The organism is Enterobacter cloacae complex sp. SHL018, from assembly GCF_049237905.1.
GTDB lineage: Bacteria > Pseudomonadota > Gammaproteobacteria > Enterobacterales > Enterobacteriaceae > Enterobacter > Enterobacter hormaechei_C.
This window is the reverse complement of sequence record NZ_JBMKJE010000003.1, coordinates 53,880-73,036: the sequence shown is the minus strand read 5'-3', so window position 1 is coordinate 73,036 and position 19,157 is coordinate 53,880. Positions and strand designations below refer to the sequence as shown.

17 protein-coding genes are annotated in these 19,157 nt (G+C 54.0%); 6 read left to right on the top strand and 11 right to left on the bottom strand.

What is annotated here, in order from left to right; all coding sequences use genetic code 11:
* Positions 1-33: 33 nt before the first annotated feature.
* The 11 genes from ACOTY5_RS13530 to thpR form a co-directional block, all read right to left on the bottom strand.
* Positions 34-777: a fimbrial chaperone gene (locus ACOTY5_RS13530; protein ID WP_015572704.1), complete on the bottom strand. Its 744-nt coding sequence runs from the start codon at positions 775-777 to the stop codon at positions 34-36.
* Between the two features lie 81 nt (positions 778-858).
* Positions 859-1,467, bottom strand: coding sequence for a fimbrial protein (locus ACOTY5_RS13525; protein ID WP_017383757.1), 609 nt, complete (start codon positions 1,465-1,467; stop codon positions 859-861).
* Between the two features lie 277 nt (positions 1,468-1,744).
* Positions 1,745-2,125, bottom strand: a complete 381-nt coding sequence (gene panD, locus ACOTY5_RS13520; protein ID WP_003856284.1) for an aspartate 1-decarboxylase — start codon at positions 2,123-2,125, stop codon at positions 1,745-1,747.
* Between the two features lie 32 nt (positions 2,126-2,157).
* The gene (panC, locus tag ACOTY5_RS13515; RefSeq protein WP_003856282.1) at positions 2,158-3,009 is read right to left on the bottom strand and encodes a pantoate--beta-alanine ligase; all 852 of its coding nucleotides are present in this window, start codon (positions 3,007-3,009) and stop codon (positions 2,158-2,160) included.
* 11 nt (positions 3,010-3,020) lie between these two features.
* Positions 3,021-3,812 carry a 3-methyl-2-oxobutanoate hydroxymethyltransferase gene (gene panB, locus ACOTY5_RS13510; protein ID WP_045141598.1) on the bottom strand — a complete coding sequence of 264 codons (792 nt, stop codon included), beginning with the start codon at positions 3,810-3,812 and terminating at the stop codon, positions 3,021-3,023.
* Positions 3,813-3,935: 123 nt separating this feature from the next.
* Positions 3,936-4,415, bottom strand: a complete 480-nt coding sequence (gene folK, locus ACOTY5_RS13505) for a 2-amino-4-hydroxy-6-hydroxymethyldihydropteridine diphosphokinase (protein WP_015572706.1) — start codon at positions 4,413-4,415, stop codon at positions 3,936-3,938.
* Positions 4,412-5,809 (bottom strand): polynucleotide adenylyltransferase PcnB, encoded by a 1,398-nt coding sequence (pcnB, locus tag ACOTY5_RS13500; RefSeq protein ID WP_026080645.1) that lies wholly within the window; start codon positions 5,807-5,809, stop codon positions 4,412-4,414. Before pcnB ends, folK begins: the two co-directional genes overlap by 4 nt.
* Before the next feature lie 42 nt (positions 5,810-5,851).
* Positions 5,852-6,742 (bottom strand): tRNA glutamyl-Q(34) synthetase GluQRS, encoded by an 891-nt coding sequence (gluQRS, locus tag ACOTY5_RS13495; protein ID WP_017694493.1) that lies wholly within the window; start codon positions 6,740-6,742, stop codon positions 5,852-5,854.
* Between the two features lie 59 nt (positions 6,743-6,801).
* Positions 6,802-7,257: an RNA polymerase-binding protein DksA gene (gene dksA, locus ACOTY5_RS13490; protein ID WP_001155232.1), complete on the bottom strand. Its 456-nt coding sequence runs from the start codon at positions 7,255-7,257 to the stop codon at positions 6,802-6,804.
* A gap of 176 nt (positions 7,258-7,433) precedes the next feature.
* On the bottom strand, positions 7,434-8,138 hold the full coding sequence (gene sfsA, locus ACOTY5_RS13485; RefSeq protein WP_017694492.1) for a DNA/RNA nuclease SfsA: 705 nt from the start codon (positions 8,136-8,138) through the stop codon (positions 7,434-7,436).
* Positions 8,128-8,682, bottom strand: a complete 555-nt coding sequence (gene thpR / locus ACOTY5_RS13480) for an RNA 2',3'-cyclic phosphodiesterase (RefSeq protein WP_003856249.1) — start codon at positions 8,680-8,682, stop codon at positions 8,128-8,130. The genes sfsA and thpR overlap by 11 nt, the downstream gene beginning before the upstream one ends.
* A gap of 73 nt (positions 8,683-8,755) precedes the next feature.
* Between thpR and hrpB the strand changes: the two genes are divergently transcribed.
* The 6 genes from hrpB (at position 8,756) to ACOTY5_RS13450 (ending at position 18,991) form a co-directional block, all read left to right on the top strand.
* On the top strand, positions 8,756-11,185 hold the full coding sequence (gene hrpB, locus ACOTY5_RS13475) for an ATP-dependent helicase HrpB (protein WP_045141597.1): 2,430 nt from the start codon (positions 8,756-8,758) through the stop codon (positions 11,183-11,185).
* A 152-nt stretch (positions 11,186-11,337) separates the two neighbouring features.
* On the top strand, positions 11,338-13,863 hold the full coding sequence (mrcB, locus tag ACOTY5_RS13470) for a bifunctional glycosyl transferase/transpeptidase (RefSeq protein WP_015572709.1): 2,526 nt from the start codon (positions 11,338-11,340) through the stop codon (positions 13,861-13,863).
* A 272-nt stretch (positions 13,864-14,135) separates the two neighbouring features.
* Positions 14,136-14,744, top strand: a complete 609-nt coding sequence (locus ACOTY5_RS13465; RefSeq protein WP_052953322.1) for a fimbrial protein — start codon at positions 14,136-14,138, stop codon at positions 14,742-14,744.
* Positions 14,745-14,787: 43 nt separating this feature from the next.
* Positions 14,788-15,501, top strand: coding sequence for a fimbrial biogenesis chaperone (locus ACOTY5_RS13460; protein ID WP_032670536.1), 714 nt, complete (start codon positions 14,788-14,790; stop codon positions 15,499-15,501).
* Positions 15,502-15,521: 20 nt separating this feature from the next.
* Complete coding sequence (locus tag ACOTY5_RS13455; RefSeq protein WP_062934004.1) at positions 15,522-17,999, top strand: fimbria/pilus outer membrane usher protein; 2,478 nt, start codon at positions 15,522-15,524, stop codon at positions 17,997-17,999.
* Positions 18,000-18,043: 44 nt separating this feature from the next.
* Complete coding sequence (locus ACOTY5_RS13450; protein WP_223826492.1) at positions 18,044-18,991, top strand: fimbrial protein; 948 nt, start codon at positions 18,044-18,046, stop codon at positions 18,989-18,991.
* Positions 18,992-19,157: the final 166 nt, after the last annotated feature.

Here is a 19,157-nt window from a genome sequence, read left to right as displayed (position 1 = left end):
TGCTATTAATTATTATATGTATTAAAGGGTGCTCTATTTTAGTCCCGCTTCGTGATGGTCTGTGCCGCCATAGTCATTAATAGAATCAAACTCTACTTTACCATTTACGGCAGAAGCTAAACCTTTAACCGTCATTGTGGTATCACTGAACGGTGGAACGGCCTTATGATCAACGTCGTATGTTTTTTGACTGGCTTTAATGGTTACCGCCGAAACGGAGACGTTATACGGTGAATTATTATGGGCAACAAGCTTAACCGCGTTTCCTTCTTTTTTCTGCGTCCATGTCAAATGCTCAGCTGCTTCACCTGCCGAGCCTTTTAACCCGTCAGGACGGTAAAAGAATTTAATACGTGTTCTGAATGCCAGCTGAAGCTGGTTAAGATTCTCTTTATCCGCAGCTTTTGATTTTGGTGGAATCTCCAGGACATTGAACCAGAAAAGCGATTCACGATCCTGTGGTAAAGGTGTACCTGTGTAGGTAATACGTACGGATTGGCCTTTTTTCGGGTCAATACGGGATACTGGAGGGGTAATGATAAAAGGAAGCTTTAACTCTTCCGGATTTACGCCATCACGCCCATCATCAAGCCAGGTTTGAACCAAAAGCGGTTTGGTTCCATGGTTATCGAGATTAACAACAACATCCTTCGATGACTGTGGATAGATAATACGGGTGCCGGAAATAACAATATCCGCACTTGCATTCGATGTGGCCAAAACGGCAGTTGCGAGCAATACGGCTTGAAAACTCTTAATGAAGACTGAATGAGACATTTTTTCCACTTCCTTTTGGAATTACACAAGCAATCCCTCATTCATCATGAAGGATTGCTTAATTTAAAGTTTACGAATCTCTTATTCGTAAATCATGGTGAAGGCAACCTGTGCCTGCACGGTACCAGCAGAAACTGGATTACTTGTTGCATCCCAACCCTGACCCTGGGTGTACGCTACGCGGTAGTACAGGTTTCCTGCGCCAGAAGTTTCATCGATGGTTGCTTTCTGGGAGTTGTTAGTCTGGTCAATTTTGATCTGATCGACAGCTGAGTTACCGTCGTTTGACAGCACCAGGTTAACGTTCTTAGCTGAACCCTGAGCATTGCTTGGTGGAACCAGCAGACCGCCTTCGGTAGAAGAGGAGCCAGCCCAGGAAGAGAACTGTGCAGATGCTTTCTTCACAGTTGCGGTATCACAACCGGTCAGTGAAAGGCTGAATTTCTTTTCACCCAGGGTGCTGGTGCTACCCAGTGCGTTTGCGAAATCACGCACAAATACAGTGTCCAGAGTCACGTCAAAATCGTTACCGTTCTGATCGATTTTCTGGTCAAGGGAGACCTGGCAAGTATTGTTAGAAACCATGCCGTGGAAAGTAATAGTGCCGGTGTCAGGATCTGCTGCTACCGCTGAACCCGCAGCCAATACGCTTGCCATAGCAATTGCCAAACCATATTTTTTAGAAATCATTTAAATATCCATATTCGTTGAGTTAATAATAAGTGCCCGTAAATCTTTTATTTGAAATTAAATTTCGTGGCGAATTATATTGTTAATCTCAATGAAATATAGATGTTGTGCGTGATTTAAACTAAATGAATAGTTTAGTAAATTTAAAATTATTTGTTATCAATGTGATGGGATTGTCTGGTTGTGCGGGGAGAGTTTGAATATTAATTCTATAAATGCTTTTTAAAGACCCATTCATTTAATAAATGCGCAGGAATGGGTCGTGGGATAAATATTATCAGGCAACCTGTACCGGAATCGCCTTCGCGGTACGTTTCATCTCATTGTCGCCTTCAAAGTAGGCTACTTTTGGCTGCCAGCGACGCGCTTCTTCGTCAGACATCATGACAAAGCTGGCGATAATCACGATATCGCCTACGTCCGCGCAGTGCGCCGCCGCCCCGTTGACGGAGATGATTTTGGACCCGCGCTCAGCGGCAATGGCGTAGGTAGAGAAGCGTTTGCCGTTATTTACGTTCCAGATATCAATGGCTTCGTTTTCGAGAATACCCGCTGCGTCGAGAAAATCCTGGTCGATCGCGCAGGAGCCTTCATAATGCAGGTCGGCCTGAGTGACTTTCACACGGTGAAGCTTACCTTGCAGCATTTTGCGAATCATTACGTTTACCTTTCATCTTCCGGGTAGAAAAACTACGCCAGCTCAACCACTTTGTTATCGATAAGGCGGGCCTGGCCGAGCCATGCCGCCACCAGAATTACCGCACGTTTGCTGGTCTCTGTAAGTGCCAGAAGCGTATCGGCATCCCGAATTTGAACGTCGTCAGCACGAAGACCTTTCTCGTTCAGCGCCTGTTCAGCCAGGGCGATAATCTCTTCTGCTGTTAACTCTTTTGCCAGCAGTTGCTCTGCCATCGTATTCATGACTTTGCTTAAGCCCGGCGCAATTTTACGTTGTTCGGCGGTCAGATAGCCGTTACGGGAACTGAGCGCCAGGCCATCTTTCGCGCGTACAATCGGCACGCCGACGATCTCGATGTCGTAGCCCATGTCGGCAACCATTTTGCGGATCAGCGCCAGCTGCTGGAAATCTTTCTCGCCAAAGCAGGCGATGTCCGGCTGCACCAGGTTAAACAGCTTGCTGACGATGGTGGAGACGCCACGGAAATGGCCCGGGCGGCTGGCGCCCTCCAGCATAGTCGAAATACCCGGCACGTCGACGTAGGTCGATTCAGTGGTGCCCTGGGGATACACATCTGCGGGTGCCGGTGCGAAGACGATATCCGCATGACGTTTTTTGAGCTTTTCGCAATCTTCCTGCAAGGTACGTGGGTAGCGCGCCAGATCGTCTTCGCGATCGAACTGCATCGGGTTAACGAAGATACTAACTACCACGATATCTGCCCGGGCTCTCGCTTCATCGACCAGCTTCATATGGCCGTCGTGCAGGTTGCCCATGGTTGGGACAAGGGCGATACGTTTACCTTCCTGACGCGCCCGACGAATATGCTGACGCAGCAGCGGCAGGGTTTCTATGATTAGCACACCTGGACTCCTTAATGGAAACTGTGTTCTTCGGCCGGATAAACGCCGGACTCAACCTCGGCAATATACTGCCGCACAGCAGCACGCATGTCGCCTGCTTCTGATAGGAAATTTTTAGCAAATTTTGGAATATGGCCGCCGGTGATCCCGAAGGCGTCGTGCATGACCAGAATCTGGCCATCGGTGACGTTACCCGCACCGATGCCGATCACCGGAATCGACAGCGCCTCAGTGATACGCTTAGCCAGCTCAACCGGCACACACTCCAGCACCAGCAGCTGCGCGCCCGCGGCTTCCAGCGCCACGGCATCATCAAACAGCGTCTGCGCCGCATCGCCTCGGCCCTGCACCTTATATCCGCCAAAGATGTTGACCGACTGCGGCGTCAGCCCCAAATGACCACAAACCGGCACGGCGCGGTCGGTGAGCATTTTCACCGTATCGACCAGCCATGCGCCGCCTTCGATTTTGACCATATTGGCGCCGGCGCGCATCACTGTCGCCGCATTTTCGAAGGCCTGCTCCGGGGTGGCATACGCCATAAACGGCAGATCGGAAAGCAGCAGGCAGGCGGGGGCACCCCGGCGCACGGCGCGGGTATGGTAAGCAATATCCTCGACCGTGACCGGCAGAGTGGAATCATGTCCTTGTACCGTCATCCCTAACGAGTCTCCGACCAGCATGACGTTGATCCCTTCTTCGGCAAACAGTTTTGCGAAGCTGTAGTCATACGCGGTGATAGTGGCGAAGCGTTTTTTTTCCTGTTTGCATTTCTGCAATAAGGAGATGGTGGTTGGTTTCATACTGTTTCCTGATGGCCCAAAAGCGAATCTTTGCGCATTCTAACAGTAACATTTGAGGGAACAATGATTTTAGGCAATCGATTAACCGCAAATAAGGAATGGTTAATCGATGCGGAGGCGGGATTACCAGCGGGCCGGTTTATCCGCGTTGAGATTTTGCAGAACGGCTTGCAGCGAGGAGCCGTCAGGGAAGGTGAGATCGGGCGCGACTTCAAACAGTGGCCAGAGCATAAACCCACGGTTTTTCATGTCGTAATGCGGAACGGTGAGGCGTTCGGTGTTAATCACCTCGTGACCGAAAAGCATAATATCGAGATCGAGCGTGCGCGGTCCCCAGCGTTCGGCTTTGCGGACACGACCCTGCTGTAGCTCAATACGCTGGGTATTATCCAGCAGCGTTTCTGCGTCAAGGGTCGTTTCCAGCACCACGGCGGCGTTCAGATAATCAGGTTGATCCTGCGGGCCGAGCGGCGGCGTACGGTAAAATGAGGACAGCGCGACAATGCGGCTTTGGGGGATCTCTCCCAGGGCCTGCACGGCAGCGTTAACCTGCTCCAGCGGAGAGGCCAGATTGCTGCCGATGGCGATATACGCAAGGGTCATGCCGTACCTTCACGACGCGGTGCGCGTTTGCGCGGGCGACGGTGACGACGGCGCGGTGCCGGTTCATCATCCAGATCCGTAAGCATATCTTTTTGCTCCGGTGGCGCAGAAACCTGAAACTCGCCCCACCACTGCGCCAGGCGCTGTAGTTCCGGGTTCCTTTCCACTTCAGCACGCAGAGAGAGCAGATCGAACGCGGCGCGGAACTTAGGATGCTCCATCAGCTTCCAGGCGCGTTTACCCTGACGGCGGGACATACGCAGCTGAAGCTGCCAGATATCACGCACCAGCGTGGTAATACGTTTCGGGATCGCCAGCGTGCGACAGCCTTCGTCCAGCACGTCGTTTGCCGCCAGCGCGAACGCATCATAATAGGCGAGACCGCTCTCCTGGGTAATGCGCTGCGCCGTTTCCAGCAGCGGATACCAGAACATGGCCGCGAACAGGAACGCCGGATTCACGCGCATATCGTTATGAATACGGGTATCGGTGTTCTTCAGCACCTGCGCAATTATCCGCTCCATTGCGCTGTCACCGTTTTCGGTGAAGTAGCGGGTAATGGTCGGGAACAGCGGCTGGAACAGGTTGTATTCACGCAGCAGGTTGTAGGTTTCAAACCCGTAGCCTGCCTGGAGCAGCTTTAACGACTCCTCAAACAGACGGGCAGGGGGCACGTCGTTGATCAGCGTCGCCAGGCGCGGGATCGGCTCTGCGGTTTCCGGGCTGATACGCATGTTCAGCTTGGCGGCGAAACGCACGGCGCGCAGCATTCGGACCGGATCTTCGCGATAGCGTGTTTCCGGCGTACCGATCAGGCGAATCAGACCATCTTTCAGATCCTGCATACCGCCGACGTAATCGCGCACGGTAAAATCCGCCACGCTGTAGTAAAGGCTGTTGATGGTGAAATCGCGACGCTGAGCATCTTCTTCAATAGAGCCGAAGATGTTGTCACGCAGCAGCATGCCGTTTTGGCCGCGCTGGGAAGTCGTGCGATCGTTAACGCCCGCTTCGTGGTGACCGCGGAAGGTCGCCACTTCAATAATTTCCGGTCCAAACATCACGTGCGCCAGACGGAAACGGCGGCCAACCAGACGGCAGTTGCGGAATAATTTACGCACCTGCTCAGGCGTGGCGCTGGTCGTCACGTCGAAATCTTTTGGTTTTTTGCCCAGCAGTAAATCGCGCACCCCGCCGCCGACGAGATAGGCCTCGTAGCCTGCTTTATTCAGACGATAGAGCACCTTGAGGGCATTTTCACTGATATCTTTGCGGGAAATATTGTGCTGCTCACGCGGAATGACCGACATGTGTGGCTGTGCAATAGCGTCGTTCGCCATGCTCTCTTCGCGGCTCAGCACTTTACGGCAAAAATTAGCGACTCGGGTAAAAATAGTACACCTCGTAGTGTGTTTTGTTATCAAAAAAGCGGCTAATCATAGCTCAGCGCAACGCATTTGAGAATGCTGGATTTTTGGCACGGCCATAAGCGCCCAGTCAGCAATGGCCGTTTTCAGCAATTCATCCAGACTCAGATCCTGCCATTCCTGCGTTACATTCTGGTTGAGAAATCGCAGCGCGTCGATCAAAACCGGGCGCGGATCGCCGTCAGGCAGCGCCGGGGCATGATTCTGTTTCGATAGCTTATTTCCCTGTTCATTGACTGCCAGCGGCAGATGGATGTAATCCGGCACCGCCCAGCCAAACTGCTGGTAAAGCGATATTTGCCGCACGGTAGGCTCAACCAGATCCGCCCCGCGCACGATTTCCGTAACACCCTGGAAATGGTCATCGACAACCACCGCCAGGTTATAGGCAAACAAACCATCACGACGGTGAATAATAAAATCTTCACGCGCCAGGCGTTCATCCGCCTGAATTGTTCCTGAGAGTACGTCGGTAAACTGCGTCACTGGAGTACGCTGTATCAGCCGCACGGCGGCATTCTCAGGACCGTTGTGCCGCGTACGGCAGTGGCCGTCGTAAACGCCACCCACGCTCTGAATTCGCGCCCGCGTGCAGGTGCAGTTATAGGAAAGGCCCTGTTCAGCAAGCCACGCCAGACGTTCACGGTAGGCATCATGGCGTTGAGACTGCCAGAGTACGTCGCCATCCCAGTGAAGACCGTAATGTTCCAGCTGACGCAGAATAGTTTCTGCTGCACCGGGAACTTCACGTGGAGGATCGATATCTTCAATGCGGACCAGCCATTGACCCTGACGGGCGCGAGCCTGTAGGTAGCTGCCGAGCGCGGCAATTAATGAGCCGAAGTGTAATTCACCGGAGGGAGATGGCGCAAAGCGCCCGATATAGTGAGATTCAGACATATCAACGGTAACAAGGCGGGAGAGACTCCCGCCTTAGCTGAGTAGTGAGAGCGCAGGCGTTAGCCGGCCATCTGTTTTTCGCGGATTTCTGCCAGCGTTTTACAGTCGATGCACAGATCGGCTGTTGGACGCGCTTCCAGGCGACGAATACCGATTTCAACACCGCAGGATTCGCAGTAGCCAAAATCTTCGTCCTCGACCTTCTTCAGCGTTTTTTCGATCTTTTTGATCAGTTTGCGCTCGCGGTCACGGTTACGCAGTTCGAGGCTGAACTCTTCTTCCTGAGCGGCACGGTCGACCGGGTCCGGGAAGTTAGCAGCTTCATCCTGCATATGTGTAACGGTGCGATCGACTTCATCCCTGAGTTGATTACGCCATGCTTCAAGAATACGCTTGAAGTGCGACAGCTGGGCTTCGTTCATATACTCTTCGCCCGGCTTCTCTTGATACGGCTCCACCCCAGCGATGGCGAGAATACTCAGGGACGATGTTTTACGGTTTTGCCCTTCTTGCATGTTGCTTCTCCTTAACACGCACTATCGATCCCCGTGTTGGGGGAAAAATCAGGTCGCTATAAATAGCAGATGCTTTTCCGTATGGCAATTATCTAAACGTAACACTTGACAACCCTGTGAGGAAAAGCGTATTTGCGCACGCGGCCAGAACACTTATTAGTCAATCGTCTAATCCCTTATAAGACAATGGGAAGAGAGGATCTCAGAGTCATATTATCGGCAGAAAGTTCCGCTTTATAAGCGAAAATCTCTACCCCCTGCTTTTGTGCCTCATTCAACAATTGCGCGTATTTAGGATCAATATGACGGGCCGGGGAAAACCGTTCAATGGCTGAATGCAGAACCGCAAACAGCAACACGGCGCGCTTGCCCGCCGCCGCTACACTCATTAGCTCTCGCAGATGCTTCTGGCCACGTAGCGTTACCGCATCCGGAAAGAAGCCGTTTTCCTGTTCCGCTAACGTCACTGATTTCACTTCAATATAGCACTCAGGGCGGTCTTCCGCCTGTAACATAAAATCAATTCTGCTGCCTTCATCGCCATATTTCACTTCGCTTTTTTGCGTGCCGTAACCCACCAGTTCAGGAAGCATTCCATTTGTCAGGGCTTCCTTAACCAGCTGATTTGCGCGCAGGGTATTCACGCAAATAAATGCCCCGCTTTGCGTCTCGGTCATTTCCCAGGTATGAGGATATTTGCGTTTAGTATTTTCTGATGTGGAATACCAGACCGTGTCACCCGGCGTGGCGCAACCGGTCATGGCGCCGGTGTTAGGGCAGTGCAGCGTGAGCGTTTCGCCCTCAGGGGTGATCACGTCAGCGAGAAAGCGTTTGTAACGCTGGATCAGCGTGGCGGGCTGGAGTGCAGGGCTAAACTTCATCAGGATTCCTTAACGTGTCGCCCAGCGTCCAGCGCTGAAGCGGAGTATAGCGGGTGCGTCCTTGTACAAAGGCAGATTCGTACAGCGCAAATTCATTCACCTGAAAGGACCAGTGAAAGCCCGGTGGCGGGATGGCAACGGCCTGACCCGCGTCGCGCAGCAGGGTAATGTGAGGATGAAACGGCTGTGGGCTCTGATAACAGCCGCTTCGCGCGGCCTGCGCCCGCAGCATGTTGGCGAGCTGTAGCAGTCCGCGAGGGGGCTGCCGCGTCCCCAGCCAGACCACCCGAGAGCGCAGCCATTGCCCGGCATCGTCAAGATGCAGCGTAAACCCCGGCTGCGAAATGCGTCCGGCCATTGCGCTTAACGCGCGCTGCTTTTCAGCGCTTACTTCACCAAGAAAGGCTAACGTCAGGTGCATATTGGCGGCGACGACGGGGCGGCCCGCTTCCGCGGGGAAGTGGCTGGCGCGCCAGCGAACAATCTGCCGTTGAAGCGTGGTGGGTAATTCAATGGCGAAGAATAGCCGTTTTGACTCAGACATGCGCAAGACTCGGTAATGATATGCGCCGATGCTACAATGTACGCCGATTAATGTTAACCCTCTGGAGCCGTAAGTGTCCTCTTTGCCCGTCGCCGTCGTCCTTCCTGAGCTTCTCGCAGCCTTAGAACATGCGCCACAGGTTTTGCTCAGCGCGCCCACCGGAGCGGGTAAATCCACCTGGCTGCCCCTGCAAATTCTGCGCGAAGGGAGCATCAGCGGGAAAATTATCCTGCTGGAGCCGCGCAGGCTGGCGGCGCGCAATGTGGCGCAGCGCCTGGCGGAACTGCTGAATGAAAAACCGGGCGAGACGGTAGGGTACCGGATGCGCGCCGAAACCTGCGTTGGACCGTCCACGCGGCTGGAGGTGGTCACCGAAGGTATTCTCACCCGTATGCTGCAAAACGATCCGGAGCTGACCGGCGTCGGGCTGGTGATCCTTGATGAATTTCACGAGCGCAGCCTCCAGGCCGATCTGGCCCTTGCGCTGCTGCTCGACGTTCAGCAGGGGCTGCGCGACGACCTTCGGCTGCTGATTATGTCGGCGACGCTGGATAACGAGCGGCTCCGGCAGACGCTCCCTGACGCGCCGATGGTCTCCTCTGAAGGGCGTGCGTTCCCGGTCGAGCGCCGCTATCAGCCGCTGCCTGCCCATCAGCGTTTTGACGAAGCGGTTGCCATCGCCACCGCCGAATTGCTCCGTCAGGAACCCGGCTCGCTGCTGCTGTTTTTACCCGGCGTAGGCGAAATCCAGCGCGTACAGGAGCAGCTGGCATCCCGGGTGAACGGTGACGTTATGCTGTGCCCGCTCTACGGCGCGCTGCCGTTGGCTGACCAGCGCAAGGCGATCCTTCCCGCACCGGCGGGGCAGCGCAAAGTGGTGCTGGCAACCAATATCGCGGAAACCAGTTTGACCATCGAAGGCATTCGCCTGGTGGTGGACAGTACGCAGGAGAGGGTGGCCAGTTTTGATCCGCGTACCGGGCTGACCAGGCTACTGACGCAGCGCATCAGCCAGGCCTCGATGGTGCAGCGCGCAGGGCGAGCAGGGCGTCTTGAGCCGGGTATTTGCCTGCATTTAACCAGCGCCGAGCAGGCGGAGCGTGCGGCATTGCAGAGCACGCCTGAGATTTTACAAAGCGATCTCTCCGGGCTGGTGATGGATCTGATGCAGTGGGGCTGCCCGGACCCTGACCAGCTCACCTGGCTTAATCCTCCGCCTGTCGTGAACCTTTCCGCCGCGCGCAGCCTGCTGACCCAGCTTGGCGCGCTGGAAGGCGAGCGACTGACGGCGCGCGGTCAGAAAATGGCGGCGCTGGGCAACGATCCGCGTCTGGCGGCAATGCTGGTGGCAGCACAGGGCGATGATGAAATTGCCACGGCGGCAAAACTGGCGGCTATTCTTGAGGAGCCGCCGCGCGGTGGCAGCAGCGATCTGGGACAGGCCTTTTCTCGCCATCAGGGAAACTGGCAACAACGCGCGCAGCAGCTGTGTAAACGCCTGAATTGCCGGGGCGGTTCGCCTGACAGCGATAAAGTTATCCCTCTGCTGGCCCAGGCTTTCCCGGACAGGATTGCGCGCCGTCGCGGGCTGGATGGTCGCTATCAACTGGCAAATGGGATGGGCGCGATGCTGGACAGCGATGACGCCCTGACGCGTCACGAATGGCTGATCGCGCCGCTCTTGCTCCAGGGCAGCCACTCCCCGGACGCGCGTATTTTACAGGCGGTTGCCGTGGATATTGACGCCCTGACGCGTGCCTGCCCGCAGCTGCTTCAGCAATCTGACATCGTGGAATGGGATGATGCCCAGGGCACGCTGAAGGCGTTCCGTCGTAGCCAGATTGGCAAACTGACGCTCGGGACGAAACCGCTGGCGAAGCCGTCGGAGGAAGAGTTACACCAGGCGATGCTGAACGGCATTCGGGAAAAAGGGCTGAGCGTACTGAACTGGACGCCGGAGGCCGAACAGTATCGCATTCGCCTGCATTGCGCCGCGAAGTGGCTGCCGGAACAGGGGTGGCCAGCGGTGGATGATGAGACGCTGCTCGCGACGCTTGAACAGTGGCTGTTGCCGCAGATGAACGGCGTACACTCGCTGCGCGCCCTGAAGGCGCTTGATGTTAAGGCAGCGTTACAGAATTTACTGGACTGGTCGTTACGTCAACGTCTGGATAGTGAACTGCCTGGGCATTACACTGTGCCAACCGGGAGCCGGATTGCCATTCGTTATCATGAGGATAATCCGCCGGCGCTGGCGGTTCGGATGCAGGAGATGTTTGGTGAGGCCACCACGCCGTCCATCGCTGAAGGGCGCGTGCCGTTAGTGCTTGAGCTGCTTTCGCCTGCGCATCGTCCCTTGCAGATCACCCGCGATCTGGGGGCGTTCTGGGCGGGGAGCTATCGTGAAGTGCAGAAAGAGATGAAAGGGCGATATCCCAAACACGTCTGGCCGGACGATCCGGCGAATACCGCGCCGACACGGCGCACGAAGAAATATTCGTAATGGATCGAAAAGGGGAGTGCGGCCTGATGCCCTCACCCCGGCCCTCTCCCACGGGGAAAGGGAGAAACAAACTTTGAGAGATTTCTTCTTTCACTGACCTGTGCAAGATAAGAAAATCTGGCCTTTGCGCCTGAATGTTGCGGAGAAAAAGCATGGCGGGGAATGACCGCGAGCCAATAGGACGTAAGGGAAAGCCGACGCGTCCGGCGAAAGAAAAGGTAAGCCGTCGTCGCCTCAGAGATGAGGAGTATGACGATGACTATGAAGACGATTATGAGGATGAAGAACCGATGCCACGTAAAGGGAAAGGCAAAGGGCGTAAGCCTCGTGGGAAGCGCGGCTGGTTCTGGTTGCTGCTGAAGCTGTTCATTGTTTTTGTTGTCCTGATCGCGATTTACGGCGTTTATCTGGATCAGAAGATCCGCAGCCGTATCGACGGGAAAGTCTGGCAATTGCCTGCGGCAGTGTACGGCCGCATGGTGAACCTTGAGCCGGACATGTCCATCAGCAAGAACGAGATGGTGAAGCTGCTGCAAGCCACGCAGTATCGTCAGGTCACGAAAATGACCCGTCCGGGCGAATTTACCGTCCAGGCGAAAAGCATTGAGATGATCCGCCGTCCATTCGACTTCCCGGACAGTAAAGAAGGGCAGGTGCGCGCGCGTCTGACCTTTGACGGCGATCGCCTGGAAACCATTGAGAACATGGATAACGATCGCCAGTTCGGTTTCTTCCGTCTCGATCCGCGTCTCATCACCATGCTGTCGTCCGCAAACGGCGAACAGCGCCTGTTCGTGGCGCGTAATGGCTTCCCGGATCTGCTGGTAGATACCCTGCTGGCAACCGAAGACCGCCACTTCTACGAGCACGACGGTATTAGCCTTTACTCCATTGGTCGTGCGGTACTGGCGAACCTGACCGCCGGGCGTACGGTGCAGGGGGCGAGTACCCTGACCCAGCAGCTGGTGAAAAACCTGTTCCTCTCCAGCGAACGCTCTTACTGGCGTAAAGCCAATGAAGCGTACATGGCCGTGCTGATGGATGCGCGCTACAGCAAGGATCGTATTCTTGAGCTGTACATGAACGAGGTGTACCTCGGTCAGAGCGGTGACAACGAGATCCGCGGCTTCCCGCTGGCGAGCCTGTACTACTTTGGTCGTCCGGTAGAAGAGCTGAGCCTTGACCAGCAGGCACTGCTGGTGGGCATGGTGAAAGGCGCGTCGATCTACAACCCGTGGCGTAACCCGAAACTGGCGCTGGAGCGTCGTAACCTGGTGCTGCGTCTGCTGCAACAACAGCAGGTGATTGACCAGGAGCTGTACGACATGCTGAGCGCGCGTCCGCTGGGCGTTCAGCCGCGTGGTGGGGTGATTTCTCCGCAGCCAGCCTTTATGCAGATGGTGCGTCAGGAGTTGCAGTCTAAGCTCGGGGATAAAGTGAAAGATCTCTCCGGCGTGAAGATCTTTACCACCTTTGACTCCGTGGCACAGGACGCCGCAGAAAAAGCGGCGGTAGAAGGTATTCCGGCGCTGAAAAAGCAGCGTAAGCTGAGCGATCTGGAAACCGCGATGGTAGTGGTTGACCGTAACACCGGCGAAGTTCGTGCCATGGTGGGTGGCGCTGAGCCGCAGTTTGCGGGCTATAACCGTGCCATGCAGGCGCGTCGTTCAATTGGTTCACTGGCAAAACCGGCGACCTATCTGACCGCGCTGAGCCAGCCGAATCTTTATCGCCTGAATACCTGGATTGCCGATGCGCCAATTTCCCTGCGCCAGCCTAACGGCCAGGTTTGGTCACCGCAGAACGATGACAGACAGTTCAGCGGCCAGGTCATGCTGGTGGATGCGTTAACCCGCTCGATGAACGTGCCAACGGTTAACCTCGGAATGGCGCTGGGCCTGCCGGCCATTACCGACACCTGGCAGAAGCTGGGGGTACCGAAAGATCAGCTGCACCCGGTGCCAGCGATGATTCTGGGGGCGCTTAACCTGACGCCAATCGAAGTGGCGCAGGCGTTCCAGACGATCGCCAGCGGCGGTAACCGTGCTCCGCTTTCCGCTCTGCGTTCGGTGATTGCCGAAGATGGCTCCGTGCTGTATCAGAGCTTCCCGCAGGCAGAACGTGCAGTTCCGGCGCAGGCGGCCTATATGACGCTATGGACCATGCAGCAGGTTGTCCAGCGCGGTACAGGCCGTCAGCTGGGAGCGAAGTATCCGGGCCTGCATCTGGCGGGTAAAACCGGGACCACCAACAACAACGTCGATACCTGGTTCGCCGGTATTGATGGTCGTGAAGTGGTCATCACCTGGGTGGGGCGCGATAACAACCAGCCGACCAAACTGTATGGCGCGAGCGGTGCGATGTCGATTTACCAGCGCTACCTGGCCAACCAGTCTCCGGTGCCGCTGAACCTGGTTGCCCCGGAAGATATCGTTGATATGGGCGTGGACGCATCGGGCAACTTTATCTGCGGTGGCGGGATGCGTACGCTGCCGGTCTGGACGACTAACCCGGATGCGCTGTGTCAGCAAAGTCAGCCAGAAGAACCGACAGGTAACCCGTTCGATCAGTCTTCTCAACCTCAGCAGCCGCAGCAGCAACAGCCGCAGCAGCAGAATGAGAAGAAAGACAGCGACGGTGTCGCCGGCTGGATCAAGGACATGTTTGGCGGAAACTAATTAGTTTCCTGAATAAAAGGCCGCTTAATGATTAAGCGGCCTTTTTTTATGTTTACATTCATTTATATTTAAAATTATTAAATTTAAAATGTAGAATTATTAATTTTTGCTTTTTTTTATCTAAAACAGAAAGTTGTGTCCGATTATTCGGGTGTTATCATTTTGCGATCTAGACGTGATGAAGAATAATCTGATTAAATCCTCTCCAGAAATTTACTGACCTCACAGGATATTCCTTAGAGGACTTCCCAACATTTTTGTATATATCAAGAATGGATATCTTCATCATCACATATAAGGATATTGTTATGAGTAAATATGTTGTTTCAACGGTGTTGGCCAGCACGCTTATGGCTGCACTCTCTCTGCCGGTATTTGCAGCGAATGATTCTGGTACGGTAAATTTCGCCGGAAAAATTGTGGTGGATACCTGTGAAATTGATGTTGATGGCTCGGGGTCCAATACTTCCACCGTCACATTTGCAGATACTTACCCTTCTGATTTTGGCACTGACGGTCAGGTCGGGACGTCGAAGGCCTTTAAGATTGAAGTGAAAAAATGTGATCCGCTGGTTGCCAAACTGAACCTCAAGTTCAGCGGCACCACAACGGATGCGGAATACAAGCGCCTGAAGAACGATCTTTCCGGCGCTGGCAATGCGACCAACGTTGGCATCATTGTCAGTAATGAAAATGGGACTAAGGGGGACGTGGTTTTCAACGGATCAGAACCGGAAGCCGGTACCGATGTTGCGAACGATGCCACTGGCGCCACAGCATCTGTCTTTAATTACACCGCGAAAGTTATTCAGGTTGGTGATAACAAACCAACAGCAGGTCACTACTCCTCATCTGCAACGTTCGAGGTTGTTTATCGCTAAATCTATTTTGGCAGCCTGAAAGGGCTGCCTTCTGGAACGTAGTATGAATTATTTATTAAAATTGTTAGGTGGATGTTTGATTATCTCTTGCTGTTCAGTACAGGCAAGTGTGGTTCTCGGTGGCACGCGAATTATTTATCCATCGAATAAATCCGAAGTACAAATAGCACTCAAAAATAAAGACCCTCATACTCGATATCTGGTGCAAAGCTGGGTGAGTTACCCCAACGATGCAAAAGCACCTTTCATCATTACGCCGCCTGTCTATAAATTACAGGAAAATCGTCAGACCCTTTTGCACATCATTTTTACCGGCGATAAAAAAAATCTGCCCGCAGATCGCGAATCTTTATTTCTGGCGAATGTGAAATCCGTCTCGGCGTTATCACCTGACTTAAAAGACAAGAATACGCTGCAATTCGCGATGAAAACGCGTCTGAAGCTGTTCTGGCGTCCTGCTGATTTGAAAGAAACCGATGCGCTACAAGCCTATGAAAAAATCACCTTCCGCCGCCAGGGGAACAAGCTCATTGCGAAAAACCCAACGCCGTTTTACGTCTCCTTTGGCGAGCTGGCCGTGGGCGGGAAAAGTGTCCCTGTGACTGACACAAAAACCACGCCGGGGGCAATTTCAATGATGGTCGCACCTTTCAGCGAGCAATATTTTTCTGTGCCTCAATCTGCAAACGGGCCCGTGACGTGGACTGCTATTAGCGATTTCGGCGCGCAAACCTCCCAGCGCAAGCAGGCTCTTTAAACACACAATGCTGGTACCCTATGTCGTCATCTCCACTCTACAAACAGGTTCTGAAGGGAATCGCGTTAGCGCTGCTCGCGATGATCCAGCCTGTGAGTGCAGATGACGAATTTAACCTGCGGATCCTCGAGATGGACACTCCGCTGGAAAACACCTCAACGCTAAAAAATTTCATCAATGATAATGGCTTACTGCCGGGAAACTTTCTGACGACCATTATGTGGGATCGGGATGTTCTGGATAAACGCACGGTGAGTTGGATCTTGTCTGACGATAAGCAGCGCCTGTTACCGGAGCTGACCAAAGCGGATCTGCGTGCATTAGGGGTAAAAGTCGACACGATCCCGGACATGAAAGATCTGGATGATGCGGCGATAATCGATGACATCTCCCATTTTATTGATAATGCCCGCTACGATTACGACCAGGATAATCAGACCCTCAAGCTGGTGATCCCGCAAAAATACCGCGATCAGGCTGCGGCCGGGGCTATCGAGCCGAAATTCTGGGATGACGGTGCTCCCGCCGCCTGGACAAGCTACCAGTTTAGCGGCTCTCAGCAGCACTATCGTTCTGGTAAAACGTCATCTGCATGGCTTGGCCTGGAGTCGGGGATCAACCTCGGGGCGTGGCGGTTGCGTAACAACAGCACCTGGAGTGACAACGCCGGTTGGGATGCAATCGCCAGTACGCTGCAACGTGATATCAAAACCCTGCAAAGCCAGCTTGAGATAGGCCAGACGTACACTAACGGCGAGCTTTTCGACAGCGTCCAAATGACCGGCGTGAAGCTGGAAACGGATACTTCCATGCTGCCCACCAGCCAGCAGGGGTTTGCCCCCGTGGTGCGTGGTATCGCAAATAGCGATGCAAAGGTCACCATCAGGCAAAACGGCTACACCATTTATCAAAGCAACGTCTCTCCGGGGCCATTTGAGATCCGCGATTTAAGCCAGGTCACATCCGGCGCGGATCTGGAGGTGACGGTGGAAGAGGCCGACGGCAGCGAACACAGCTTCATCCAGGCCAGTGCATCGGTTCCGGTGCTACAGCGGGAAGGAGCATTTAAATATTCGCTGGCAGCAGGGCGTTATCGCGGTAATGAAGGTGAGGACGAGCCCCCTTTTCTGCAAGGGACGGTCATTTACGGCCTGCCTTATGGCGTAACAACATACGCCGGCGCGCTCGTTGCATCGTCGTATCAGGCTATGCTGGCGGGAACAGGGGCCGATCTTGGCCGTTTCGGATCGGCATCCGTGGATGTGACCGCCGCCCGTACGGCTTTTGATGATGGACGAGATGATGCCCGCGGGATGTCATGGCGTGCGCAGTATTCCAGGGATATTCCGGATACAGACACCAACGTGACGCTTGCCAGCTACCGTTATTCCACCTCAGGGTTTTATACCTTTCAGGAAGCTGTCGACCAGCGTGACAGCGAGATTGACGATGGGATTTATACCTATCGGCGAACCAATAATCGGCGCAGCCGCATGCAGGTTAATCTTTCCCAACGCGTTTCGGACTGGGGATCGGCTTACCTTAATGGCTATCAGCAGGATTACTGGAACATGGCGGGACACGAGCGCAGCGTCAGTGCGGGGCTAAGCTCCGGCTGGCGCGGTATAACCTGGTCGGTAAGCTACAGCCTGACGCGTACGCCGGACGCCAATACCGATCGGCAAATGGCGTTGATGGTCAACGTACCTCTTTCACGCTGGCTAGCGAACGCATGGTCAACTTACAGCGCCAACACTGCCAGCGGTGGATTCGTTTCGCATCAGGTAGGGATCGGCGGCACGGCACTTGAGAACAATAACCTCAGCTATAACCTCCAGCAGACCTATGCCAGTCAAGATACTGGCTATGGCGGCAGCGTATCCGGGCGCTACCGGGGATCTGCCGGTGATGTCGGGCTGGGGTATAACTACGGGGGCGATAACCGACAGTGGAACTACAGCGCGCAGGGTTCAATTGTTGCGCATGAACATGGAGTAACCCTTGGGCAATCCGTCCGCGACGCCTTTGCCATTGTCCATATCAAAGATGGCGATAACGTCAAAGTACAGAACGGGCGAGGGATCTACACCGATCGCTTTGGTAACGCGATTGTCCCTTCCCTGACGGCCTACCGGAAAAACGGTATTACGGTCAACACCCAGGATCGTGAAGATATTGAAATTGCCGCCGCTACCCAGGATGTTGTCCCAACAAAAGGCGCGGCCATCTCAGCGAATTTTGATGCACGAGTGGGGAAGCGTGCGCTTATCACGCTGCTTTTCCACGGCAAGCCGGTACCTTTCGGCGCCATTGTCACGCAGGAAAGTGCAACGGCTATCGTCGGTGATGAAGGAGAAGTCTGGCTTACCGGTCTGCATGAAGCGGTTTCCCTGAATGTGCAGTGGGGTGACGGGCGCGATCAACGGTGTGCGTGGGCGGGGGATCTCCCTCCCGGGCGCTCAGCAACTATTTTGAAAATGACGGTAAATTGCCAATGAGGCGTAGCAAAGAACTATTCATCAGCGCAATGGCTGGCCTAATCATGCTGTTTTCAGCTCCGGCATTCGCAACTTGTACATTTACGGGAGGCGGAAGTAGCGGGGGAATTGTTACCTTCAACATTCCCGCTGTCATCCAGCTTGAGCCAGACGTTCAGGTCGGTACCATCATTTATGACGCCAGCGTGGAATCAGGTGAAATTGCGCAAAGATGTGATGGTGATTCCGTTCGGGTACGTAGAGGCTATCTCTCATTGAGTGATGCTGATGCACGTGAAGATGTTTTACCCGGAGTGTATAAAACCAACGTGGCCGGGATTGGCATTCGCGTTGCAGCGTCTACAACCCAGTTCCCCAGCTATACCGAAGAAGACATTATCAGGCCGGAAACTTATCTTGGCACGATCAGAAGCTTTTCAACGAATTACAATTTCCGGGCTACCGCTCAGTTGATCGTTATTGGTGAAGTCGAAGAGGGCGATCTTAATACGTCCCTGTTAACCTCACATGAAACTTACGATAACGACGTGATAGGCGAAATTCGCTTTTCACCAACCAGTGTGCACATCACGACAAACACCTGTAACCTGGCGGATAAAAACATCTACGTGCCGCTGGAAACGGTCAATGCGCACGATTTTAACGGTCAGTATTCTGACATCCTGACCGACAGTCGTTTCAGGATTGATATTACGGACTGCGCCGCCGGGACAAAAATTGATTATCAGTTCACCAGTGCAGGGTCGACTGGCGTAACGGATGGCAATATCCTCAATATTGCTACCGGAGACAACGCTGCAAGCGGCGTAGGCATTCAAATCCTCGACAAGAACGATGCGGTGTTACAGTTCGACCAGAGCTACACGGCAATAACCCGTAGCCAGGACAACGTCCCGGTTGAGATCCCACTCAAAGCCCGTTACATCAAAACGGGAGAGGTTAAAGCCGGGAAAGTCGACGCCGTCGCGACTTTCGAACTCTTCTATCGTTAAGCCCACCGGCCCGTTTCGGCGGGCTTTAGCGATCATTTCGCTAACTTCATTAACCCTCTATTTTCATCTGGTTAATTCTTAAACCCTTAAATCTTGTAGGGCCGCATACTGCTTGCTATGCAGCCAACGTTTCGCATATTATTCTGCGGTCATAATAATAATTCTC

Bases quoted from the DNA above. Each gene is read 5' to 3' on its own strand.
- ACOTY5_RS13460 (WP_032670536.1), top strand. From the start codon at position 14,788: ATGAATTATTTATTAAAATTGTTAGGTGGATGTTTGATTATCTCTTGC.
- ACOTY5_RS13525 (WP_017383757.1), bottom strand. From the start codon at position 1,467: ATGATTTCTAAAAAATATGGTTTGGCAATTGCTATGGCAAGCGTATTG.
- thpR (WP_003856249.1), bottom strand. From the start codon at position 8,682: ATGTCTGAGTCAAAACGGCTATTCTTCGCCATTGAATTACCCACCACG.
- mrcB (WP_015572709.1), top strand. From the start codon at position 11,338: ATGGCGGGGAATGACCGCGAGCCAATAGGACGTAAGGGAAAGCCGACG.
- folK (WP_015572706.1), bottom strand. From the start codon at position 4,415: ATGACCCTTGCGTATATCGCCATCGGCAGCAATCTGGCCTCTCCGCTG.
- ACOTY5_RS13530 (WP_015572704.1), bottom strand. From the start codon at position 777: ATGTCTCATTCAGTCTTCATTAAGAGTTTTCAAGCCGTATTGCTCGCA.
- sfsA (WP_017694492.1), bottom strand. From the start codon at position 8,138: ATGAAGTTTAGCCCTGCACTCCAGCCCGCCACGCTGATCCAGCGTTAC.
- ACOTY5_RS13465 (WP_052953322.1), top strand. From the start codon at position 14,136: ATGGATATCTTCATCATCACATATAAGGATATTGTTATGAGTAAATAT.
- ACOTY5_RS13455 (WP_062934004.1), top strand. From the start codon at position 15,522: ATGTCGTCATCTCCACTCTACAAACAGGTTCTGAAGGGAATCGCGTTA.
- panB (WP_045141598.1), bottom strand. From the start codon at position 3,812: ATGAAACCAACCACCATCTCCTTATTGCAGAAATGCAAACAGGAAAAA.
- ACOTY5_RS13450 (WP_223826492.1), top strand. From the start codon at position 18,044: ATGCTGTTTTCAGCTCCGGCATTCGCAACTTGTACATTTACGGGAGGC.
- dksA (WP_001155232.1), bottom strand. From the start codon at position 7,257: ATGCAAGAAGGGCAAAACCGTAAAACATCGTCCCTGAGTATTCTCGCC.
- panD (WP_003856284.1), bottom strand. From the start codon at position 2,125: ATGATTCGCAAAATGCTGCAAGGTAAGCTTCACCGTGTGAAAGTCACT.
- gluQRS (WP_017694493.1), bottom strand. From the start codon at position 6,742: ATGTCTGAATCTCACTATATCGGGCGCTTTGCGCCATCTCCCTCCGGT.